At 67.9% G+C, this 17515-nt stretch carries 19 protein-coding genes and 2 pseudogenes; 5 read left to right on the plus strand and 16 right to left on the minus strand.

Translation table 11 applies throughout. The features are described from left to right. The 3 genes and pseudogenes from E0504_RS48460 to E0504_RS48470 form a co-directional block, all read right to left on the minus strand. Positions 1 to 844, minus strand: a pseudogene (locus E0504_RS48460) (IS701-like element ISFsp9 family transposase); the annotation flags it as partial. A gap of 60 nt (positions 845 to 904) precedes the next feature. Then, positions 905 to 1438 (minus strand): hypothetical protein, encoded by a 534-nt coding sequence (locus E0504_RS48465; protein ID WP_131627940.1) that lies wholly within the window; start codon positions 1436 to 1438, stop codon positions 905 to 907. Continuing rightward, the gene (locus E0504_RS48470; RefSeq protein ID WP_131627942.1) at positions 1413 to 1817 is read right to left on the minus strand and encodes a transposase family protein; all 405 of its coding nucleotides are present in this window, start codon (positions 1815 to 1817) and stop codon (positions 1413 to 1415) included. Before E0504_RS48470 ends, E0504_RS48465 begins: the two co-directional genes overlap by 26 nt. A 270-nt stretch (positions 1818 to 2087) precedes the next feature. On the opposite strand from E0504_RS48470, the pseudogene E0504_RS53215 reads away from it, so the two are divergent. Continuing rightward, positions 2088 to 2216, plus strand: a pseudogene (locus E0504_RS53215) (transposase); the annotation flags it as partial. 382 nt (positions 2217 to 2598) lie between these two features. Here E0504_RS53215 and E0504_RS48480 read toward each other — a convergent pair. The 8 genes from E0504_RS48480 to E0504_RS48510 form a co-directional block, all read right to left on the minus strand. After that, positions 2599 to 3336 (minus strand): alpha/beta fold hydrolase, encoded by a 738-nt coding sequence (locus E0504_RS48480; protein WP_131627944.1) that lies wholly within the window; start codon positions 3334 to 3336, stop codon positions 2599 to 2601. An 8-nt stretch (positions 3337 to 3344) separates the two neighbouring features. After that, entirely contained in the window at positions 3345 to 3656 is a 312-nt protein-coding gene (locus tag E0504_RS48485) for an NAD(P)-binding domain-containing protein (protein ID WP_131627946.1), read from the minus strand. A 44-nt stretch (positions 3657 to 3700) separates the two neighbouring features. Then, positions 3701 to 3880, minus strand: coding sequence for a carboxymuconolactone decarboxylase family protein (locus tag E0504_RS48490; protein WP_131627948.1), 180 nt, complete (start codon positions 3878 to 3880; stop codon positions 3701 to 3703). A gap of 173 nt (positions 3881 to 4053) precedes the next feature. Then, positions 4054 to 5436: an MmgE/PrpD family protein gene (locus tag E0504_RS48495; RefSeq protein WP_131627962.1), complete on the minus strand. Its 1383-nt coding sequence runs from the start codon at positions 5434 to 5436 to the stop codon at positions 4054 to 4056. Next, positions 5436 to 5603, minus strand: coding sequence for a hypothetical protein (locus tag E0504_RS51060; RefSeq protein ID WP_165938875.1), 168 nt, complete (start codon positions 5601 to 5603; stop codon positions 5436 to 5438). The genes E0504_RS48495 and E0504_RS51060 overlap by 1 nt, the downstream gene beginning before the upstream one ends. 43 nt (positions 5604 to 5646) lie before the next feature. Beyond that, positions 5647 to 5721 (minus strand): hypothetical protein, encoded by a 75-nt coding sequence (locus E0504_RS54830; RefSeq protein WP_373694020.1) that lies wholly within the window; start codon positions 5719 to 5721, stop codon positions 5647 to 5649. Between the two features lie 288 nt (positions 5722 to 6009). Further along, entirely contained in the window at positions 6010 to 7098 is a 1089-nt protein-coding gene (locus E0504_RS48505; RefSeq protein WP_112105899.1) for a zinc-binding dehydrogenase, read from the minus strand. A 58-nt stretch (positions 7099 to 7156) separates the two neighbouring features. After that, the gene (locus E0504_RS48510) at positions 7157 to 8569 is read right to left on the minus strand and encodes an aldehyde dehydrogenase family protein (RefSeq protein ID WP_112105881.1); all 1413 of its coding nucleotides are present in this window, start codon (positions 8567 to 8569) and stop codon (positions 7157 to 7159) included. Positions 8570 to 8993: 424 nt separating this feature from the next. Here E0504_RS48510 and E0504_RS48515 point away from each other — a divergent pair, with 424 nt between their 5' ends. Next, positions 8994 to 9449 carry a MaoC family dehydratase gene (locus E0504_RS48515; RefSeq protein ID WP_131627950.1) on the plus strand — a complete coding sequence of 152 codons (456 nt, stop codon included), beginning with the start codon at positions 8994 to 8996 and terminating at the stop codon, positions 9447 to 9449. Positions 9450 to 9480: 31 nt separating this feature from the next. Here E0504_RS48515 and E0504_RS48520 read toward each other — a convergent pair whose 3' ends face one another. Together E0504_RS48520 and E0504_RS48525 are read right to left on the minus strand one after the other, a co-directional pair. Then, a complete protein-coding gene (locus E0504_RS48520) occupies positions 9481 to 10521 on the minus strand; it encodes an MBL fold metallo-hydrolase (protein ID WP_112105883.1) in 1041 nt (346 codons plus the stop codon). A 62-nt stretch (positions 10522 to 10583) separates the two neighbouring features. Beyond that, entirely contained in the window at positions 10584 to 11771 is a 1188-nt protein-coding gene (locus E0504_RS48525) for a CaiB/BaiF CoA-transferase family protein (protein WP_112105884.1), read from the minus strand. A gap of 482 nt (positions 11772 to 12253) precedes the next feature. On the opposite strand from E0504_RS48525, the gene E0504_RS48530 reads away from it, so the two are divergent. The 3 genes from E0504_RS48530 (at position 12254) to E0504_RS48540 (ending at position 14428) form a co-directional block, all read left to right on the plus strand. After that, positions 12254 to 13189, plus strand: coding sequence for an NAD(P)-dependent oxidoreductase (locus E0504_RS48530; protein ID WP_306769431.1), 936 nt, complete (start codon positions 12254 to 12256; stop codon positions 13187 to 13189). Positions 13190 to 13242: 53 nt separating this feature from the next. Beyond that, positions 13243 to 13620, plus strand: coding sequence for a carboxymuconolactone decarboxylase family protein (locus tag E0504_RS48535; RefSeq protein ID WP_112105886.1), 378 nt, complete (start codon positions 13243 to 13245; stop codon positions 13618 to 13620). 73 nt (positions 13621 to 13693) lie between these two features. Next, positions 13694 to 14428: a 2,3-diphosphoglycerate-dependent phosphoglycerate mutase gene (locus E0504_RS48540; RefSeq protein WP_112105887.1), complete on the plus strand. Its 735-nt coding sequence runs from the start codon at positions 13694 to 13696 to the stop codon at positions 14426 to 14428. Positions 14429 to 14533: 105 nt separating this feature from the next. Here E0504_RS48540 and E0504_RS48545 read toward each other — a convergent pair whose 3' ends face one another. The 3 genes from E0504_RS48545 to E0504_RS48555 are packed head-to-tail and all read right to left on the minus strand — an operon-like array spanning position 14534 to position 17513. Continuing rightward, positions 14534 to 15703 carry a CaiB/BaiF CoA-transferase family protein gene (locus tag E0504_RS48545; RefSeq protein ID WP_112105888.1) on the minus strand — a complete coding sequence of 390 codons (1170 nt, stop codon included), beginning with the start codon at positions 15701 to 15703 and terminating at the stop codon, positions 14534 to 14536. Then, the gene (locus tag E0504_RS48550) at positions 15700 to 16671 is read right to left on the minus strand and encodes an ABC transporter permease (RefSeq protein WP_112105889.1); all 972 of its coding nucleotides are present in this window, start codon (positions 16669 to 16671) and stop codon (positions 15700 to 15702) included. The genes E0504_RS48545 and E0504_RS48550 overlap by 4 nt, the downstream gene beginning before the upstream one ends. Then, entirely contained in the window at positions 16668 to 17513 is an 846-nt protein-coding gene (locus tag E0504_RS48555) for an ABC transporter ATP-binding protein (RefSeq protein WP_235013878.1), read from the minus strand. The genes E0504_RS48550 and E0504_RS48555 overlap by 4 nt, the downstream gene beginning before the upstream one ends. Between the last annotated feature and the right edge of the window lie 2 nt (positions 17514 to 17515).

The following is a 17515-nucleotide window of genomic DNA, read 5'->3' on the forward strand; positions in this document are numbered from 1 at the left end:
GATGTGCGGCAGAGCCGTCGTCGTCATGACACGCCCCGGTCGTGTCCACCAGCGCCCAGTCATACAACCGGGGTCCTTTCGAGCCATCGGCGCAGGAATATGTCTCCCAGGCACGCGCGGGGACCTTCGCGGCGAGGGTATCCACACGGCGGCGACCGACGGTCGTGGTCACCTCGGTGTCCTTCTTGACAGCCAGAACATAGCCGACCCGGTGTTCTTCCAGCCAGTCGCGTAGTTCGGGGTCCGCGCCGTACACCTCATCGCCGGCGACCCAGCCCAACTGCCGGTGGGTCACCCAGAACCGGCGGATCATGTCCAGTGCCAGCAGCGGCTTGGTCGCGAACCCCACCCTGGCCGGCACACCCGCCGCCTTGCACCGCGCCCGGTCGTCGGTCCAGCTCGCGGGAAGGTACAGCTCCCGGTCGACGAAAGCCCGCCCCTTCCCGGAAACATAGGCGGCGAACACCCCGATCTGACAGTTCTCAATCCGGCCCGCGGTGCCGCTATACTGCCGCTGCACCCCGGCCGAGGAGGTGCCTTTCTTGACAAACCCGGTCTCGTCCACAACCAGGACCCCATCCGGCTCGGTCAGGTTCTCCACCACATACAACTGGACGACGTCACGCATCGCGTGGGCGTCCCAGGCGTACTCGTTCAACAACCGCTGCATCTTCTGCGGCCCGGCCTCACGAGTGAACTCCGCAAGCGTCCACCCGTTCTTCCGTTCCGTCCGAGACAACAACCCTGCCACATAGGCCCGCGCCTGCGCACGCGGCTGATCAGACCGGAAACAGTCCGCCACCCGGCCGAACAGCTCCTCCAGCCCCGCCTCCCACACCGCCACGTCCATCCCGGATACGCTACGTGCCGCGGCCACCGCGGCTTCTTCTTTTATTTTCACAGACTACGGAGAATCACGCGGTGGCCGCCCCACGCCACACGCCACGCCGTATCCGCGACGAGAGACCACACGACGATCACTGGGGCTGTAGTAGTAGAGGGCGGTCTCGCGCTGGGTGTGGGCGGCGTCGAGGGTGACGATGGTCCGGCCAGGGGCGGTGGCGATGTTCTCGAGCAGGTTCTCCACCTGGGTGATCTCGTTGGTGCCGTCGGGTACCTGGGTCTGGGCGACGACGACGCCCTCCCGGTGGAACATGACGGAGAAGAGGGTGACCTGCTGCTTCTCGTCGGTCCAGGCTCCGCGCAGCACCTTGCCGTCGAGCGCGATCACGAGGTCGCCGTCGTCGTCCCGGGTGGCTCTCGCGAACAGCCACGCGCCGACGGCGAGGTCGAGCGCTGCTGCCTCTGTTTCCTCGAGAACACGTCGGATGGTGCACTCGCCGGGCGCGACAAAACGCCGCTTGAAGTAGCTGTAGGGCGCGCCGATCCGATCGGGCAGATCTTGGGGGATGTCAGGCGCATAGCTGCCGAATCTCACGGAAACTGCTGGCGCCCGCGAGCGTGGCGATGACCGCGACAGCAAGCACGAAACGCAGCTCGTAGATCTTCCCTCGCGGTTTCCGGAAATCCGCTACCTGGCCCAGCGCGGAAAGGATGCCGCCGACGTCTTCGTCGTCGGCTGGCGCCGACGTTCTCGACATGGCGGCGGCGGTCTGGCATGATGGCACACGGTAGCCTTCTGTCTCGGTTTTTGGTTGGTCGCACTTCCATATCCCGAACAGGAGGCCACCTTTTTCGCAATGGTGGGCCTTGGTTCCGTCAACTCGCGTTCGCTGGCGCGCCGCCGGCGCTTTTCCGTAGGATTTCCCGTGGCCGTTCGAATTGCCGACAGAAAACTTGGCGCGTAGGCAACGCACCGCCGGCTTCCAGGCGGACGTGAATCACTCGGGCGGCCTCGAATCGGCTGTCAGCGCAGCTACCCGGCGCGATGAATCGTCACTTTATGCAATCTTGCCGAGGCCCTGCCCTTCGGACAGTGATCCCTATGAGGGAAAATTGCCGCGTGAATGGCGAGTCGGTTACGGAGACTGGTCACGCTCGAGTACAGGACGAGGAAGTGAATTATCGTCCACTCGGGCCGGCCGATGCCAGCAATCACGAAGGACCTCGATCTCAACGAGGGAGCAGCTGCGCTGACCTGCGCCCACCATAACGGCGGCACCGAAGGCGTCAACACCAAGACCAATCTGATCAAAAGGCAGATGTACGGACGAGCGGGCTTCACGCTCCTCCGACACCGGATCCTGCTCGGTTGACGTCGCAATCCGTCACCACCGAATGTGCGACAGAGCCGTTATCTGGACAGACCCGAACCCGACGGCATCGAAGACGCCCGCGACGAGGACGAGGACTTCGGCAGGTAGAGCGCCCGGTCCAGCAAGGTATGTCTTCGCGTGGTGGGGTAGACGAGATACCCCACCCGGGAGATTCTATCGGCCTACCCGAGCCGATGACGAGTTTCGCAGCATTGTCCTCGTACTTGGGCATGAACCGCCTACGTGACTGACTCGCTGATCCCCTCCGTTCACGGAGCGGATATCCCTCATAGGGATAGTTGCCCGAAGAAAGGACCCCGTCTCATTGCGTACCTGAGGGCGTAGAAATCAAGCGGATCGGATGCTGCTGACCCTCGGCTCGCTATCGGTTCTCGATCGCTTCGACCAGTAGCTCTGTGAGCTCATCAGGGTGCGTTAGCATCGGCTCGTGGCATGCGGCGATAACCCGACGATGGAAGTGCGGGTCGGACTCGGCACGTGCGCGTTGACGTGCCACCTCCACTGCGGGAAGCCGACTCGGATTGCACTCGATCGTCGTACCTGGGTGCGACCAGGCCCGGTCTGTGGGGCCGATCTTGTCGAGGTAGGTCTTGATCGGCTGCGGAGTCGTCTTGGAGTTGACCCATGCGATCTGGTCGGGATCGCTCAGACCCCACCAACTGGCGTCGGATGTCGGCACGTACCAGCCCTCTCCACCCTCGGCGGCCATCGCCTTCATCTGTGCGGCTCGCTCGTCACCGATGAGATCGAAGACTGACTCGCCCTCGCGCGGAAGATGTGCGTCCACCCAGACGACGGTGCGTACGCGGTCGAAGACCTGCTGCATCGCACCTGCCACAGGCATGCCGCCGTAGCTGTGGGCCACCAGGACGACGTCGCTCAGGTCCTCGTACTCGAAGACGCCGACCAAGTCGTTGATGTGTGTCTCGAGGCCAATCTCCGAGCGCAGAAGATGCGCTCGCTCACCGAGGCCGGTCAAGGTCGGCCTATACGTGGGGTAGCCGAGGTCGCGGAGTCGAGAGGCAACGTCGCGCCACGCCCAGCCACCGTGTCGGCCGCCGTGAACGAGGACGAAGCCCGTGGGCTGCTGCTTGGCCATGGGTCCTCCTAAGCGAACGTTGTAGGCAGCTCGACGTGTTGTGACAGCACAGCTGGGATGTCCTCTTCCGCCAGCTCGGCGACTCCGTCATCCCCACGCACGACTGCTTCGACGTCCCGGGAAGTCGGCAACGAGGTTAAGATCAGCTCCACCCTGCTGGCGAGCTCATGCGGCGTCTCCGCCCAGGACCCGCCCCGGCCGAGACAGTCGGCGGCGGACTCCTTGCGCAGGTCGTTGACCACGAGGTCGTGGCCGGCGTTCTGCATGCTCGCGGCCATCCCGCGGCCCAGCGCGCCGAGGCCGATAAAACCGATCTCCATCTCTCTACCCTCTCGATCCCTCGTACGAGTCCGGGTGCTCCGCGTCAGCCGATGAGGGCGAGCTCGCGGAGTACCTCCTCAGCAACGCTGAAGCCTTCGCCGGTGGCGGGGAGCCCGCAGTAGACAGCGGTCTGCAGCAGAATTCCCCGGATCTCGTCGACCGAGCAGCCGTTGTTGAGCGCACCTTCGATGTGGTGGCGCAGCTGGTTCGACTTTCTCAGCACGACGAGTTTCTCAGCACGACGAGCAGCACGATGTTAATGACGCTCCGCACCTTGCGGTCGATACCGGGCCGCGACCAGCTCCGGCCGAAGCAGACCTCAGCCGAGTAGTCCTGGGTGCAGCATTGAAGTCATTGCACTGTTTGGCGCTCCGGGGCAAGTAGCCCTCGGATACTTCATGCAGTACGTCGAGGAGGGTCGAAGATCCGGAGCAGTTCCTCGACGTCGTCCAGCTCCTCGACAGTCCGGGAAAGTCGAACCAGGCGATCGACGTCGACTGTCGGCAGGGCTTCGACCCACTTGTCGCGCAAGTCGCCCCAACCAATGGGATCTCCCGCGCTGTGGCCCTTGGGCTGATCGACCCGACGTGAAAGCCTCGAGCCATCGCGCATCACAAAGGTCACACGGGCCCCGCGGCCGTTCGGCTGCTCGGTGTCCAGTTCAGCGTCGGACCGAAGCCGGATGCGTCGCCTCATCGACTGGAAGCCGGGGTCCGACAGAAGGAGCGGAAAGGGGCTCTCCCGCAACTTCAGCCCGTCCTGTACGATTGCCGCGCCAAGCATGTCCTGAAGACAGATGTTGTGCATGGCACGATTGTCGACTACGCGCAGCGCATTGGTAGGCATACCGATCTCGACCGTGTCGATCTCGGCCGCCTGAATTCGATGATCGTGGATCACCGTCATCGCTGCCTCGACCGCCGCGTGGATCGGGTAGCCCGCGTTGACGAACTTGAAGTTCGCGCCCATCACGGCGTAGTCGTGGCCGAGTCCGTCGGTCAGCGAACTCGCGCCGTCCTCAAGGCCCCACGCCGCAAGCAGCCCGTTCTCCGAGCCGAGCACGTCCTCGCATCCTTCCAGCCCGGCATTCGCCATCAGCGCGGCCGAAACGCCGGCGAAGGCGTACTGGCCGTTGCAGAACGACTTGCTGATGTGGCGCTGCTCCTGGAAGAGCGCGACCAGGCCGTTGGCCTGGAATGTCGCGAGGGCCATCGCGTTGCCGTACGCTTCCGGGCCGAGGCCGAGGATGCGGCACCCCGCGACGGTCGCACCGATCGCATGAAGAAAGTCCGCATGCATGTGAAGGCGCGACTTCACCCCGAAGACCCCACCGCACGCGCGGATGAGCCGGTTGCCGATCTCGTAGCCGAGAACGACGGCGTTGAGCAGAGTGCCGCCCGTCGCCCGCCGCTGCTCGGCAATCGCTGCCACGGCGTGGACGATCGTCGCGCCGGGATGCCCACCGACGACGTGAGCACCGTCGACCTCGTCGGCGTGCCCGGCCGTGCCGTTCGCGAGAGCCGCGTATGGCGCGGTTGTGCGGTACTCAGTTCCGAGAATTCGGCACGCCCCCGCTCCGCCCATAGAGGCCGCGTAGCCGGTGGCTAGCTTCCCCGCTGTCCGGGTCTGTCCGAAGACCGCGCAGGCCAGCTCATCCATAACGATGAGACGCCCACGTTCCCGGACGTCGGCAGGTAACGCGTCGATCGAGGTCGAGGCGGCGTACTCCGCGACGATCCTCGTGAGGTTCACCAGGCCCGTGCGCCTCGTCTCGTTCATCAGATCCACGCTCTCTGGATCGCGAGTGTGCTCGCGTCGATCACTAAGCGACAGCTTACGTCGATCTCGATGAGCGCGTCATTCTGCCCCACGTCGTGACGTCCGATGGTGACCGCCTCGAACTGGTCGGTCGCACACGCCATTGCACGAACCCTGCGAGTGATCATGCAACTCCTCTGCCCTCGCTCGTGACCCGACAAAATTCGGGCGTCAGCCGATGACGGACTTGTACTCGAGGTATTCCTCTATGCCGTAGCGACCCATCTCGCGGCCGAGGCCAGAGATCTTGAAGCCGCCGTGGGGTTGCCTTCATATTGATAGGCGTTCCGCTGATTCGGATCCGGCCGGTGCGGACCGGGGTCGCAACCGCTCGCGCGTGCTCTCACCATCTTCCTTAGGGGCAGCGAGATCGCGCCATTGAGCTCGTTCTTCTTCGCCTGGCCGGAATTCCGGCGGGTCCGGGCGCCGATACGGTCGGACAGCGTGCCGCCGAACAGCAGCAGGGCCGAGAACACGAGGGTGTAGCCGGTGACGACCCATGTGGGCCGGCAGGACCTGCCGTGACGACCGCGGTCACGCCGGGTCGCGCACGGTGACCACGGCACGGCCCCGGACCCGACCGTGGTGCAGGGCGTCCACAGCCTCGTTGATCTGATCGAGCCCGAACCGGTCCGTCACCAGCAGGGCGGGATCGAAGCGGCCGTCGTTCGTCCAGTTCACGAAGGTCGCGAAATCGCGGACTGGATCGCAGCCGCCCCCGACCGAGCCAGCCAGGCTCTTCTCACCGTTCAGCAGGTCGAAACTGTCGAGGCTGAACGGCTCGCGCGGAATGCCGACGAGAACATCGGTACCGCCGCGAACTCCTGCGCCGCGGATACCTGGACGCACGGCCGCGAGGCTCACCGGAATGTTGTTTCCGATGCCGGTGCAGTCCAGGCAGTAGTCGGCACCCGCGGTTCCGTCGTCGTGCCGGGTCAGCTGACGGATCGCCTCCACCGGGTCGGTCTCGCGGGCGTTGACGCCGTCGGTGGCGCCGAACTTCGCCGCCAGGGCGAGCTTCGCGTCGCTCACGTCGACGGCGATGACCCGTCCTGCGCCCAGAATCGCGGCGCCGGCGATGGCGCACAGCCCCACGCCACCCGCGCCCCAGACCGCGACCGACTGGCCGGCCCGGAGATCGATGCTGTTCATCACGGCGCCGGCGCCGGTCATCAGCGCGCAGCCGATGATGCTCCCGAGGTCGGGGTCGGTGTCCTCGGGCATCCGAACGACATACTGCTCGTCGACCAGGGCGTGGGTCCCCCAGGTGTGGCAGTTGTGCGACGTGGCCACCTCGCCGTCGGGGAACGTCAGCCGGGACGGCGAGGGTGGACGGCCCTCCCGGGGGCTGCGGGGGATCCAGGTGATGCACACCTGATCGCCCTCTCGCACATAGGTCACCTCTGCACCGACCGCGACAACCGTCCCGATCGACTCGTGGCCCAGCAGCATCGGGGCGGTCCGGGAAGGGCTGAAGATCCGGTCGAGCTGGCTGTGGCACACCCCGAACGCGCTCTGCTCGACCACGACCTCGAACGGGCCGGGCGGCGGCATGGTCAGTTCCCGAAACTCGAGCAGGTGGGTTCCGGGGGGTAGCACCGCTATCCGAGCACGCACCGACATGTCCTCTCCGCCCTTCTTCCCCGCCATCGCGTTCCCGGCTGGTCGCCTGCCCGCTCGCTCACCCGATCGACTGGTATTCCAGGAACTCCTCGATACCGAAACGGCCGTTCTCCCGGCCGATGCCCGAGAGCTTGAAGCCGCCGTGCGGCGCACGCGGGTTGACCGCTGAGCCGTTGATGCGGATCCGGCCCGTGCGCAGGCGGAGCGCGACCTCGCGGGCGCGCGCGGGCGAGGCGGCCCAGACACCACCGGCGAGACCGTAGTCGGAGTCGTTGGCGATCGCGACCGCCTCGTCCTCGGTGTCGTACGGGAGGATCGTCACCACCGGCCCGAAGATCTCCTCGCGGGCGATCCGCATGTCCGGTGTGCCGCTGAAGATGGTCGGCTTCACGTAGTAGCCGGTGGCCAGGCCCTCGGGCTGCTCGGGGCCGCCGGTCACCAGCGTGGCACCCTGGTCGATGCCCGACTGGATCAGTTCGCGGACGCGGTCCCGCTGGGCGCGGGTCACCACCGGCCCGAGGCTGGTCCCCTCCGCGAACGGATCGCCGAGCGCGTAGGACTCGGCGGCAGCACGCGCGGCGTCCTCGGCCTCGGCCAGCCGCGCGCGGGGCACGAGCACGCGGGTGAGGCCGCCGCACACCTGCCCGCTGTTGCGGAAGGCGTCGGCGATGCCGGCGGTGACCGCCCCGGCGATGTCGGCGTCCTCGAGGATGACGTTGGCGGACTTGCCGCCGAGCTCGAGCCCGACCCGCTTGACCGTGCGGGAGGCGATCTCCATGACGCGGCTGCCCGCGCGCACGGAGCCGGTGATCGAGACCATGTCGACCAGGCGGTGATCGGCGATGGCCTCGCCCACCACCGGACCGGTGCCGCTGACCAGGTTGACGACGCCGGCGGGCAGGCCGGCCTTCAGGGTGCCCTCGGCGAAGAAGAAGGAGCTGCGCGGGGCGATCTCGGTGCCCTTGAGAACGACGGTGCAGCCCGCCGCGATGGCAGCGCCGACCTTCATCGCGATCATCAACAGCGGCACGTTCCACGGCGTGATCGCGCCGACCACCCCGACCGGGGCCCGGTGCACGAGCGTGTCCCCGACCGCCACGTTGAAGTCGACCTCCGCCAGCGCGTCGGCCGTGCCGCGAAGGTGCTTGATCGTGGACAGCGTCTGATGACCGGTGGCGATGCTCAGCGGCTCGCCGATCTCCTGAACGATCGCCTCGGTGATCTCGTCGGCCCGGCCCTCCACGAAGTCGGCCAGGTTTCGCAGTACCTCGGCCCGCTCGTCGAGCGTCGAACGGGACCAGCCGTCGAAGGCCCGGGCGGCAGCGGCCGCCGCCCGGTCGACGTCCTCGGGCGTGCCGTCCGGAATCGTGCCGATGATCTCCTCGGTGACCGGGTTCTCGACGTTGATGACGCCAGTGCCGGAGGACGGGACCCACTCACCGTCGATGAGGATGAGGTCCTGATTGATCACGCCGCCACCCCTTTGTCGCGAAGTTCATTATTACGAACTACAATTCGTAATTGCAATCACACTACGATGATCACACAGGGGTGTCAACGGGCCGGCTCCGCTCCCGCCGAGCCTCCACGGCCCAGCCGCCCGCCCGCAGCCACCCAGACCGACAGGGCGGCCACGAGCCGCTCGACCCCTGGGCCACCATGGCCGCCCCACAGCCGCCTTGACATGGCATCGGCTCGCTCGTAGCGTGCGTCCGCATATAAGGACATCAGTTCTTATATAAGAACGATGGACGTCCTCGGGTGGCGCGCGGCCACCGATCCGGAGCCGAGGAGACGATGCGGCCGTCCGGTGCGGGGTCATGTGCCCCGGCACAGCGAGACCCGATCCGCGGTCGTGCGGCGAGCCGCTCCTCTTCCTGCCGTTGGGAGCACAGATGCAGTTCGGCCGGTTCTACGAGGAGTTCGAGGTCGGCGCGGTCTACAGGCACTGGCCTGGAAAGACGGTCACCGAGTACGACGACCATCTGTTCTGCCTGCTCACGATGAACCACCACCCGCTGCACCTGGACGCCAACTACGCCGAGCACACCACCCAGTTCAAGCGCAACGTGGTCGTCGGGAACTACGTCTACTCGCTGCTGCTCGGGATGTCCGTCGCCGACGTTTCCGGCAAGGCGATCGCCAACCTGGAGGTCGAGTCGCTGCGGCACGTGGCGCCGGTCTTCCACGGGGACACGATCTACGGCGAGTCGACGGTGCTGGACAAGGTGGAGTCGAAGAGCAAGGACGACCGCGGCATCGTGACGGTCGAGACCCGCGGCCTCAACCAGGACGGCACCCTGGTCTGCGTCTATCGGCGCAAGGTCATCGTGCCCCGGCGGGTCCGCTGAGACGCCGCCGCGGCTGAGCCGTGCGCAGCGATCAGTCGCACCGGCCTCTGGCGACCGTCCACCGCTCGGGCCGCCCGGCCCTACGGACCAGGCGCCCGTCCTCCGACAGCCGGGCGAGGTGGGCGTAGGTCTCGGCGAGCGCTGAGCGCAGCGACCGCGGGGTGAACGAGTCGAACGGCCGCGCCCACCGCACCGCACGGGACACATCCCAGACGGTCTCCCGCCCCTCGCGCACCGCCTGCTCGATCTCGCGCAGCCGCGACTGGTGATGCACCTCCAGCACGCCGAGCCGGTCGGAGAGACGGTCGAACGACCACTCGTGCCCGGGCAGGGCCAGCAGGTTGTCGGGAAGGTCCCGGAGGTGCCGCAACGAGTCGAGGAAGTCCAGCAGCGGGTCGGCGGCCGACCCGGGACGCAGTGCCACGTTCGGGGTCACCTTGGGCAGAACGTGGTCACCGGTGAACACCAGGCCTCGTTCACGGTCGTGGAAGCACAGATGGCCGGTGGTGTGCCCAGGTGTGTGGATCGCGATGAGGGCACCCCCGGTGCCCGGCACCGCCGCGCCGTCGAGGAGCTCGACGTCCGTCTCGATTCCGGGCAGCGCCGCCTCGAGCTCGGCGAGCTCCGACTCGAGGCCCGCCAGCCGCGTCGCAGGCACCCCGCTCACGCCCAGCCAGTCGGCGATCTCCACGACACGGGCCCGCCGTTCCGCGGCGCCCACGCGGATCTGTGCCCGTTCGGCAGGGTGCGCGGCGATCCAGGCCGTGGTGTGCTCCCGGATGCGGCGGGCGAGCCCGTAATGATCCGGATGCGCGTGGGTGACGACAGCCCCGATCACCTCGTCGAGGCTGTGACCGGCCCGGGCCAGCCCGGATCGGAAGGCGCTCCACGCCTCGTCCGAGTCCCACCCGAGATCCACCACGACGATCCCCTCGGCCGCCCGCACCGCGTAGGAGTACGAGTAGGCGAGCGGACTCGGGAACGGGACCGCCGTCGCCCACACCCCGCCCGCCACCGCGAAGCCCTCGATCCGTCGGGTCGGCGCTTCCGCGGCGGCACGCGACTCACCCACATCTCCCCCTCACGCAACAGGGTTCCCGTGGTCGCGACGCTCCCACCGGCCCACGGAACGCCTCAGATGACCCCGGCCTCCCGCAGCTTGGCGATGTCGTCGACGGACATGCCCAGCTCCGCGGTAAGGACCTCGTCGGTGTCGGCGCCGACCTCGCGCGCCCGCGACGGCTCCACCATGGGCGAGTCCGACAGGAACAGCGGACTGCCGAGCGTCATGAACGAGCCCTGCTCGTCGGTGACGGTGCGGAGCACGCCGCGCTCGCGTACGTGCGGGTCCTCGAGCAGCTCCGGCAGGGTGACGACCGGAGCGGAGGGGATGCGTGCCTCCACCAGCATCCGCGCCAGCAGGTCCTTGGGGCGGGCCCTCGTCCAGTTCTCGACGACCGCGTCGACGTCGTCTATGTGGGCGCACCGGCTGCTCATGTCCGCGAAGCGCGGGTCGTCGGTGGCGGGATTCCCCATCAGCTCACACAGCCGCCGCCAGTGCGCGTCGGTCGGGCACAGTACGGCGATCCACCCGTCGTTGGTGCGGTAGGCGTTGTACGGGGCGACGGCCAGCCCGCCGTGCCGGTTGCCCGTGCGTTCGTGGCTCTCGGTCGCGCTGCTCAGCAGCCCGGCGATGTTGGACGTCAGCGACGGGACGATGGCGTCCTGCAGGGCCACCTCGACATGCTGACCGCGGCCGGTGCGGGTGCGTTGGAACAGCGCGGCGAGCACACCCCCGAGCATGTGCGTGCCCGCGACGAAGTCGACGACCGACGGGCCGGTGCGGACCGGCGCCCCGTCGGCGAACCCCGTGGTGCTCATGATCGCGCTGCGCGCCTGGATCGTGAGATCCATCGCCGGCTCGCCGGCATACGGCCCGAACGATCCGAAGCCTGTGCCCGACGCCATGATCAGGCCCGGGTTGATCGCACTGAGCTGCTCGTAGCCGAGACCGCGCCGGTCCATCGCCCCCGGCGACAGGTTCTGGACGAGCACGTCGGCGGTCCGGACGAGGTTACGGAGTATCTCCTGCCCGGCAGGTTGTTTGAGGTCCAGCCGGATGGCGCGCTTGCCGGAGTTGAGGAACCGGAACTGGATCGGGAAGCCGTCGTGGTCGACGGTGGGCAGCCGGCGGTACGGGTCCCCCTCCGGCGCCTCGACCTTGATGACGTCCGCGCCGAGGCGCGCCATCAGCATCGAGCAATAAGGGGCAAAGTAGAACTGCCCCACACAAATCACCTTCACGCCTTCGAGCGCGGTCATCCAGGGCCTCCGTGGTCACTCGGGCGCGAGCGTCGCGGATCGCGCGCCAGTCCGGATGTGCCGCAGTGAACTGCTCGACGCGCTGAGCACCGACACCACGGCCCGTTCGCATTTACGCACAGGAGTACGCATTTACAGCCCGATGCTAGGAGCGACACATATGACTGTCAACGCCTCCGACGCGATCGCGCATCGAGGGACACACCCCCGCATCCCGCCCCGCGGGACGCCCGGGACGTTGACAGCCCCCCATACGAGACCCTACCGTGCTGTTCGCACATACAATCGATCATTCGTATATACGCACCGCGGTACCAGGCATGCAGCCCCCGACACGCAGAGCGATGCGGACATCGAGGTCGGACAGGTCCCGCGAGCGGGGATCCACGGAGAACGATCTTTTGCAGAGGCGGTCCCGCCAGAGACGGCCGTCTGACGGTCGTGCCCTGGAGGGGCGCCATCGTCCCTGAAAACGGAAGGACATCTGCAACATGAAGGTGGGATTCATCGGGCTCGGCGCCATGGGCGCCGGAATGGCGCTCAACCTGCGCGCGGCCGGCTATGAACTGATTGTGCACGACCTCCACAGAGAGAGCGCCGCGGAACACGAGGCGGCCGGGGCGACCTGGGCCGACTCGGTCATCGATCTCGCCCGCCAGGTCGATGTGGTCCTCACATCACTACCGGGCCCGCAGGAAATGCAGGAACTGGGCCTCGGCGAGAACGGGCTGTGCAGCGGCCTGGGGGCGGGCACCGTCTGGTTCGACCTCACCACCAATTCGCCGACCGTGGTCCGCGAGGTGCACGAGACCTGCCGCAAGCACAGCATCGAACTGTTCGACGCGCCGGTGAGCGGCGGCCCCAAAGGCGCCCGGTCAGGCAAGCTCGCGATCTACGTCGGCGGCGATCAGGCGGCCTTCGAGCGCCACCGCGCCGTCCTCGACGCCATCGGCGACCAGGTGATCCTCGTCGGCGAGATCGGCGCGGGCAACACCGCGAAGCTGGTCCACAACTGCGCCAGCATGATGATCCGCTCGGCGATCGCCGAGGTCTTCACGATGGGAGTCAAGGCGGGTGTCGAGCCGGCGGCCCTCTGGCACGCAATGCGCCAGGGCGCGATCGGCCGGGCCCGCACGTTCGACCGCATCAGCGACCGCTACCTGCAGGGGGCTTTCGAGCCGCCCTCGTTCGCCCTGGCGTTGGCGAACAAGGACCTCCGACTGGCACTCGAACTGGCCGACGAGTTCGACGTCCCCATGCGCGCCGCCCGTCTCGTGCAGGAGGACTTCGCCGAAGCGCTCGAGCGCGGCTGGGGCGGTCGCGACTCGCAGACACCGCTGCTCCTGCAGAACGAACGAGCGGGCGTCGAGATCAAGCTCTCGGCCAGCGAGGTGCAGGAAGTTCTCGACCGCGGCTGAGACACCGAGCCGGACCGACGCACACCCGACACCGACGCAGGAGGAAAAACAGCGTGACCGACAAGGAGAACGGCCGGCGCGTCCTGAGTGAGCTCATGGGTGCCGACTATGTCGCGGCAAAGGACAAGAAGCGCAACTCCTTCAACGAGGTGATCCAGGATTACTCAGAAGAGGTCTGCTTCGGGCGGATCTGGTCCCGCGAAGGAATCGACCGCAAGCAGCGCAGCATCATCAACGTCGCGATGCTCACCGCGTTGAACAGGCCCGCGCAGCTCGCTCACCACATCGAGGGCGCGATGACCAACGGCGCCACAGTTGCCGAGATCCAGGAGATCCTGCTGCAGACGGCGGTCTACTGCGGGCTGCCCGCGGCGGGCGAGGCCTTCCGGATCGCGGAGGAGGTCCTGCGCGAAGGCGGACACCTCGACTGAGACTGTCTCGACCGTCACCCGGGGCGCGGCGCCACGCCGCCACCGGGCCGCCCACCTGGAGGAGCCCGCCCGGATGACCGGGTCCCGCACCCTGCTGCTGCTGCGGCACGGGGAGAGCTCCTGGAACGCCGCAGACCGCTTCGCCGGCTGGGTCGACGTGCCGCTGTCCGCACGCGGCCGGGTTCAGGCCGGCCGGTGCGGCGACCTGCTCCGCGACACCGGCCTCTTCCCCGACGTCGTGCACACCTCCCTTCTGCGCCGGGCCGTGTCGACCGCGGACCTCGCGCTCGACGCCGCCGACCGGCACTGGATCCCGGTCCGGCGCAGCTGGCGGCTCAACGAGCGCCACTACGGCGCACTGCAGGGCCGTAACCGCATGCAGGTCCGCGCCGAGTACGGCGCGGACCTGCTTCGTTTCTGGCGCCGCTCGTTCCACGGAACGCCGCCGCCGATCGCCCCGGGCAGCGTCTTCGGGCAGGACGACGACGCACGGTACCGGGAGCTGGGCGTGCACGTCCCCCGGACGGAGTCCATCGCGGACGTCCTCAACCGGCTCCGCCCGTACTACGAGTCGGAGATCGCGAACGATCTGGGTGCCGGCCGGACCGTTCTGGTCGTGGCCCACGGCAACGTCCTGCGTGCCCTGATCCGCCACCTCGGCGCCCAGGCCGGCGACCCGGCCGGCGACGACCTGAGCGAGGTGTGGCTGCCCACGGGCGCCCTGCTGCGCTACGACCTCACCGACGTCCTGCTGCCGGTCCGGTCCGGCGGTGTCCTGCTGAGCGCGTCGGGAGCGACGCAGAAATGACGGTGCCCACCGGCACAACTGCCGGTGGGCACCGTCGCGGGCGGATCGCCGTGGGGAAGCGGATCGCCGTTGGTCCGGGTCGCCATCGCCGCGATCGCGCCGCCGCTACCGGATTGCGCCGTCCCGGTGCAGCGTCTGCAGTTCGTCGTCGGTGAAGCCCCAGTCCGCCAGGGCTTCCCGGGTGTGCTCCCCGGGCCTGGGCGGGGCCGTCCGGATGGCCGCCGGGGTCCGCCCGAACCGGGGCGCCGGCGCGGGATGGGGGATTCCGTCGAGTTCCGGGAAGCCGTCACGCGCCTGGTGATGGGGATGTGCGGACACCTCCCCGAGGGACAGCACGGGCGAGTAGCAGCCGTCGACGTCGGCGAGCAGCTTGGTCCACTCGTCGCGGGTGCGGGTCGCGAAGACCGTCGCGAGCCGGCGCCGCAGTTCGGCCCAGTCGGTACGGTCGATCGTCGACACCGGCATGGTGATGCCGTCGAGGTCCACGCCGATGGCGTCGAACAGCACCCGCTGGAACTTCGGCTCGATCGCGCCGATCGCGACGTACCGGTGGTCGCTCGTCTCGTAGACGTTGTAGAACGGCGCGCCGGAGTCCACGTAGTTCGTGCCGCGTTCGTCGCTCCACGTGCCCATCATCCGACGTCCGTGGTACAGGGTCATGAGCAGCGACGCCCCGTCCACCATCGCCGCGTCGACCACCTGGCCCCGGCCCGAGCCGCGCGCCTCCAGCAGCGCGCACACGATGCCGAAGGCGAGCATCATGCCTCCGCCCGCGTAGTCACCGATCAGGTTGAGCGGGATGGCGGGCGGCCCGCCCGCGTAGCCGAGGGGGTCGAGCGCCCCGGCGAGCGCGATGTAGTTGATGTCGTGGCCGGCCTTGTCCGCCAGGGGCCCGGTCTGCCCCCAGCCCGTGCCGCGCCCGTAGACGATCCGCGGGTTTCGCTGCAGGCACGCGTCCGGGCCGATCCCGAGACGTTCGGCGACGCCGGGCCGGTACCCCTCGTAGATCGCGTCCGCCCGTTCGACCAGACGCAGCACCACCTCGGGGCCGGCTCCGTGCTTGAGATCGACGACCACGGAGCGCCGTCCGCGGTTGTACAGCTCCAGGCGGTGGTCGGGCGCCTGCGGACGGACGGGGGGATCCGGCCGGTCGATGCGCAGGATCTCCGCTCCCATGTCCGCCAGGAGCATGCCAGCGAAGGGCCCGGGGCCCCGGGCCGCGATCTCAAGGACGCGCGTCCCTGCGAGCGGGCCGGAGCCGACGGGCGGGCTCATGGTGCTCCGACGTTGGTCAGGTTGCGCGGCTTCCACCGCAGCAGGCGCTTCTCCAGCAGCGTCACGAGCGCGTTGATGATGGTGGAGACCACCACAAGCACCGCGATGCCCGCGAAGACGCCGGCGGTGTAGAAGTTACCCGCCGACCGCTGGATCAGATAACCGATGCCGGTGTTGGCGCCGATGATCTCGGCGGTGACCGCCGCGACGAGCGCGTAGGGCACCGAGACACGCAGGCCCTGGATGATCCAGGTCGCGGCCGAGGGTATCCGGACCTTCAGCTGCACCGTGAGCCTGGACGCGTTCATCACCTTCAGCACGTCGATAAGGCGCTGTTCGACGTCACGCACACCTTCGTAGGTGCTGTAGAAGACGAGGAAGAAGACGATGAGGCTGACCAGCGCCACCTTGGAACCCAGGCCGAATCCGAACCACAGGATGAAAAGCGGCACCAGGGCCAGCCGCGGGACCGCGTTGAGCGCGACGATGAACGGCTGGAAGATCTCGCCGAGCATCGGGCTGCTGCCCAGCACGATGCCCACCAGAACGCCGAGCACCGCGCCGATGGCGAACCCGTACACCGTCGCGATGACGGTCGCCTGGATGCTGTCCAGCAGCACACCGTCATCGACCCAGCCGGTCAGCGCCGACCAGATCTCGGACGGCTTGCTGACGTAGAAACTGTCGATGAGCACGCCCGACTCGGTCGCGGGGTCCCCGCTCGCGGTCTCCCAGAGTGCCAGCACCCCGACCGGGAGTACCACCCGCGAGATGAGGACGATCAGCCGCTTGATGTCCATCGGGCGGCGCGGCTTGCGGGCCGCGGTGGTGGACGACTGCTCATCCAAGCCGGTGACGGTGGCCGCCACGGGGCCGCCCAGCACACCGCCCTGCGCGCCGCCGCCCTGCGGCCCGGCCGGCACTGCGGCCTGCACTCCGGCTGTTGTCGACACCGGCGTCGGGTTCACGATGCCTCCTTGGCGGGTGAAGAGTGGTCCAGCAACTTCCACAGTCGTTCCCAGAGCTCGCCGTAGACCGGGCTGAGCCGCAGGTCGGCGAGGTCACGCGGCCGCTCCAGCGGCACGTCCTCCACGTGGACGACGCGGCCCGGGCGGGTTCCGAACACGACGACCTTGTCTGCCAGCAGAAGAGCCTCATCCAGATCGTGCGTTACGAAGATGATGGTTTTGCGGTCCCGTTCCCAGATCCGCAGCAGCTCCTTCTGCATCGTGAACCGCAGCTGCGCGTCGAGCGCCCCGAACGGCTCGTCCATGAGCAGCGTCGAGGGGTTGTACACCAGGCCCCGCGCGAGCGAGGCACGCTTCTGCATGCCGCCCGACAGCTGCGAGGGGTACCGCTGCGCGAAGCCCTTGAGCCCCACCAGCTCGATCACCTCGGCGACCCGCTGGCGGCGCTCCTTGCGGGGCACCCGCTCGATCTCGAGGGCGATCCCGACGTTCTTCTCCAGGGTGCGCCACGGCAGAAGATTGTCGTGCTGGGTGATGAACCCGACCCCGGTGTTGACCCCGTTCAGCCGCTGACCGCGGAAGTAAACGTCACCCTCGCTTGGTGCCAGCAGCCCGGCTGACATGTTCAGCAGCGTGGTCTTGCCACATCCGCTCGGACCGATGAAGCAGACGAACGAGCCGCTCTCGATATCGAGATCGACCGACTCGAGCGCGGTGAACTCCCCGTCACCGGAGCGGAACTTTCGGCTGACCTTCTGGAAGGAGAACTCCGGGGCCTTCTCCGTCGAGGTAGCGGTCTTCCCGGGCCCTGCGCTCCCGGTTGGCGGATTCTTCGACATCATCG

It is taken from the genome of Parafrankia sp. BMG5.11, assembly GCF_004337455.1.

Excerpts from the sequence above, each read along its gene's own strand:
- E0504_RS48480 (WP_131627944.1), bottom strand. The coding sequence starts at position 3,336 with ATGGCCAAGCAGCAGCCCACGGGCTTCGTCCTCGTTCACGGCGGCCGA.
- E0504_RS48485 (WP_131627946.1), bottom strand. The coding sequence starts at position 3,656 with ATGGAGATCGGTTTTATCGGCCTCGGCGCGCTGGGCCGCGGGATGGCC.
- E0504_RS48495 (WP_131627962.1), bottom strand. The coding sequence starts at position 5,436 with ATGAACGAGACGAGGCGCACGGGCCTGGTGAACCTCACGAGGATCGTC.
- E0504_RS51060 (WP_165938875.1), bottom strand. The coding sequence starts at position 5,603 with ATGATCACTCGCAGGGTTCGTGCAATGGCGTGTGCGACCGACCAGTTC.
- E0504_RS48505 (WP_112105899.1), bottom strand. The coding sequence starts at position 7,098 with ATGTCGGTGCGTGCTCGGATAGCGGTGCTACCCCCCGGAACCCACCTG.
- E0504_RS48515 (WP_131627950.1), top strand. The coding sequence starts at position 8,994 with ATGCAGTTCGGCCGGTTCTACGAGGAGTTCGAGGTCGGCGCGGTCTAC.
- E0504_RS48525 (WP_112105884.1), bottom strand. The coding sequence starts at position 11,771 with ATGACCGCGCTCGAAGGCGTGAAGGTGATTTGTGTGGGGCAGTTCTAC.
- E0504_RS48540 (WP_112105887.1), top strand. The coding sequence starts at position 13,694 with ATGACCGGGTCCCGCACCCTGCTGCTGCTGCGGCACGGGGAGAGCTCC.
- E0504_RS48545 (WP_112105888.1), bottom strand. The coding sequence starts at position 15,703 with ATGAGCCCGCCCGTCGGCTCCGGCCCGCTCGCAGGGACGCGCGTCCTT.
- E0504_RS48555 (WP_235013878.1), bottom strand. The coding sequence starts at position 17,513 with ATGATGTCGAAGAATCCGCCAACCGGGAGCGCAGGGCCCGGGAAGACC.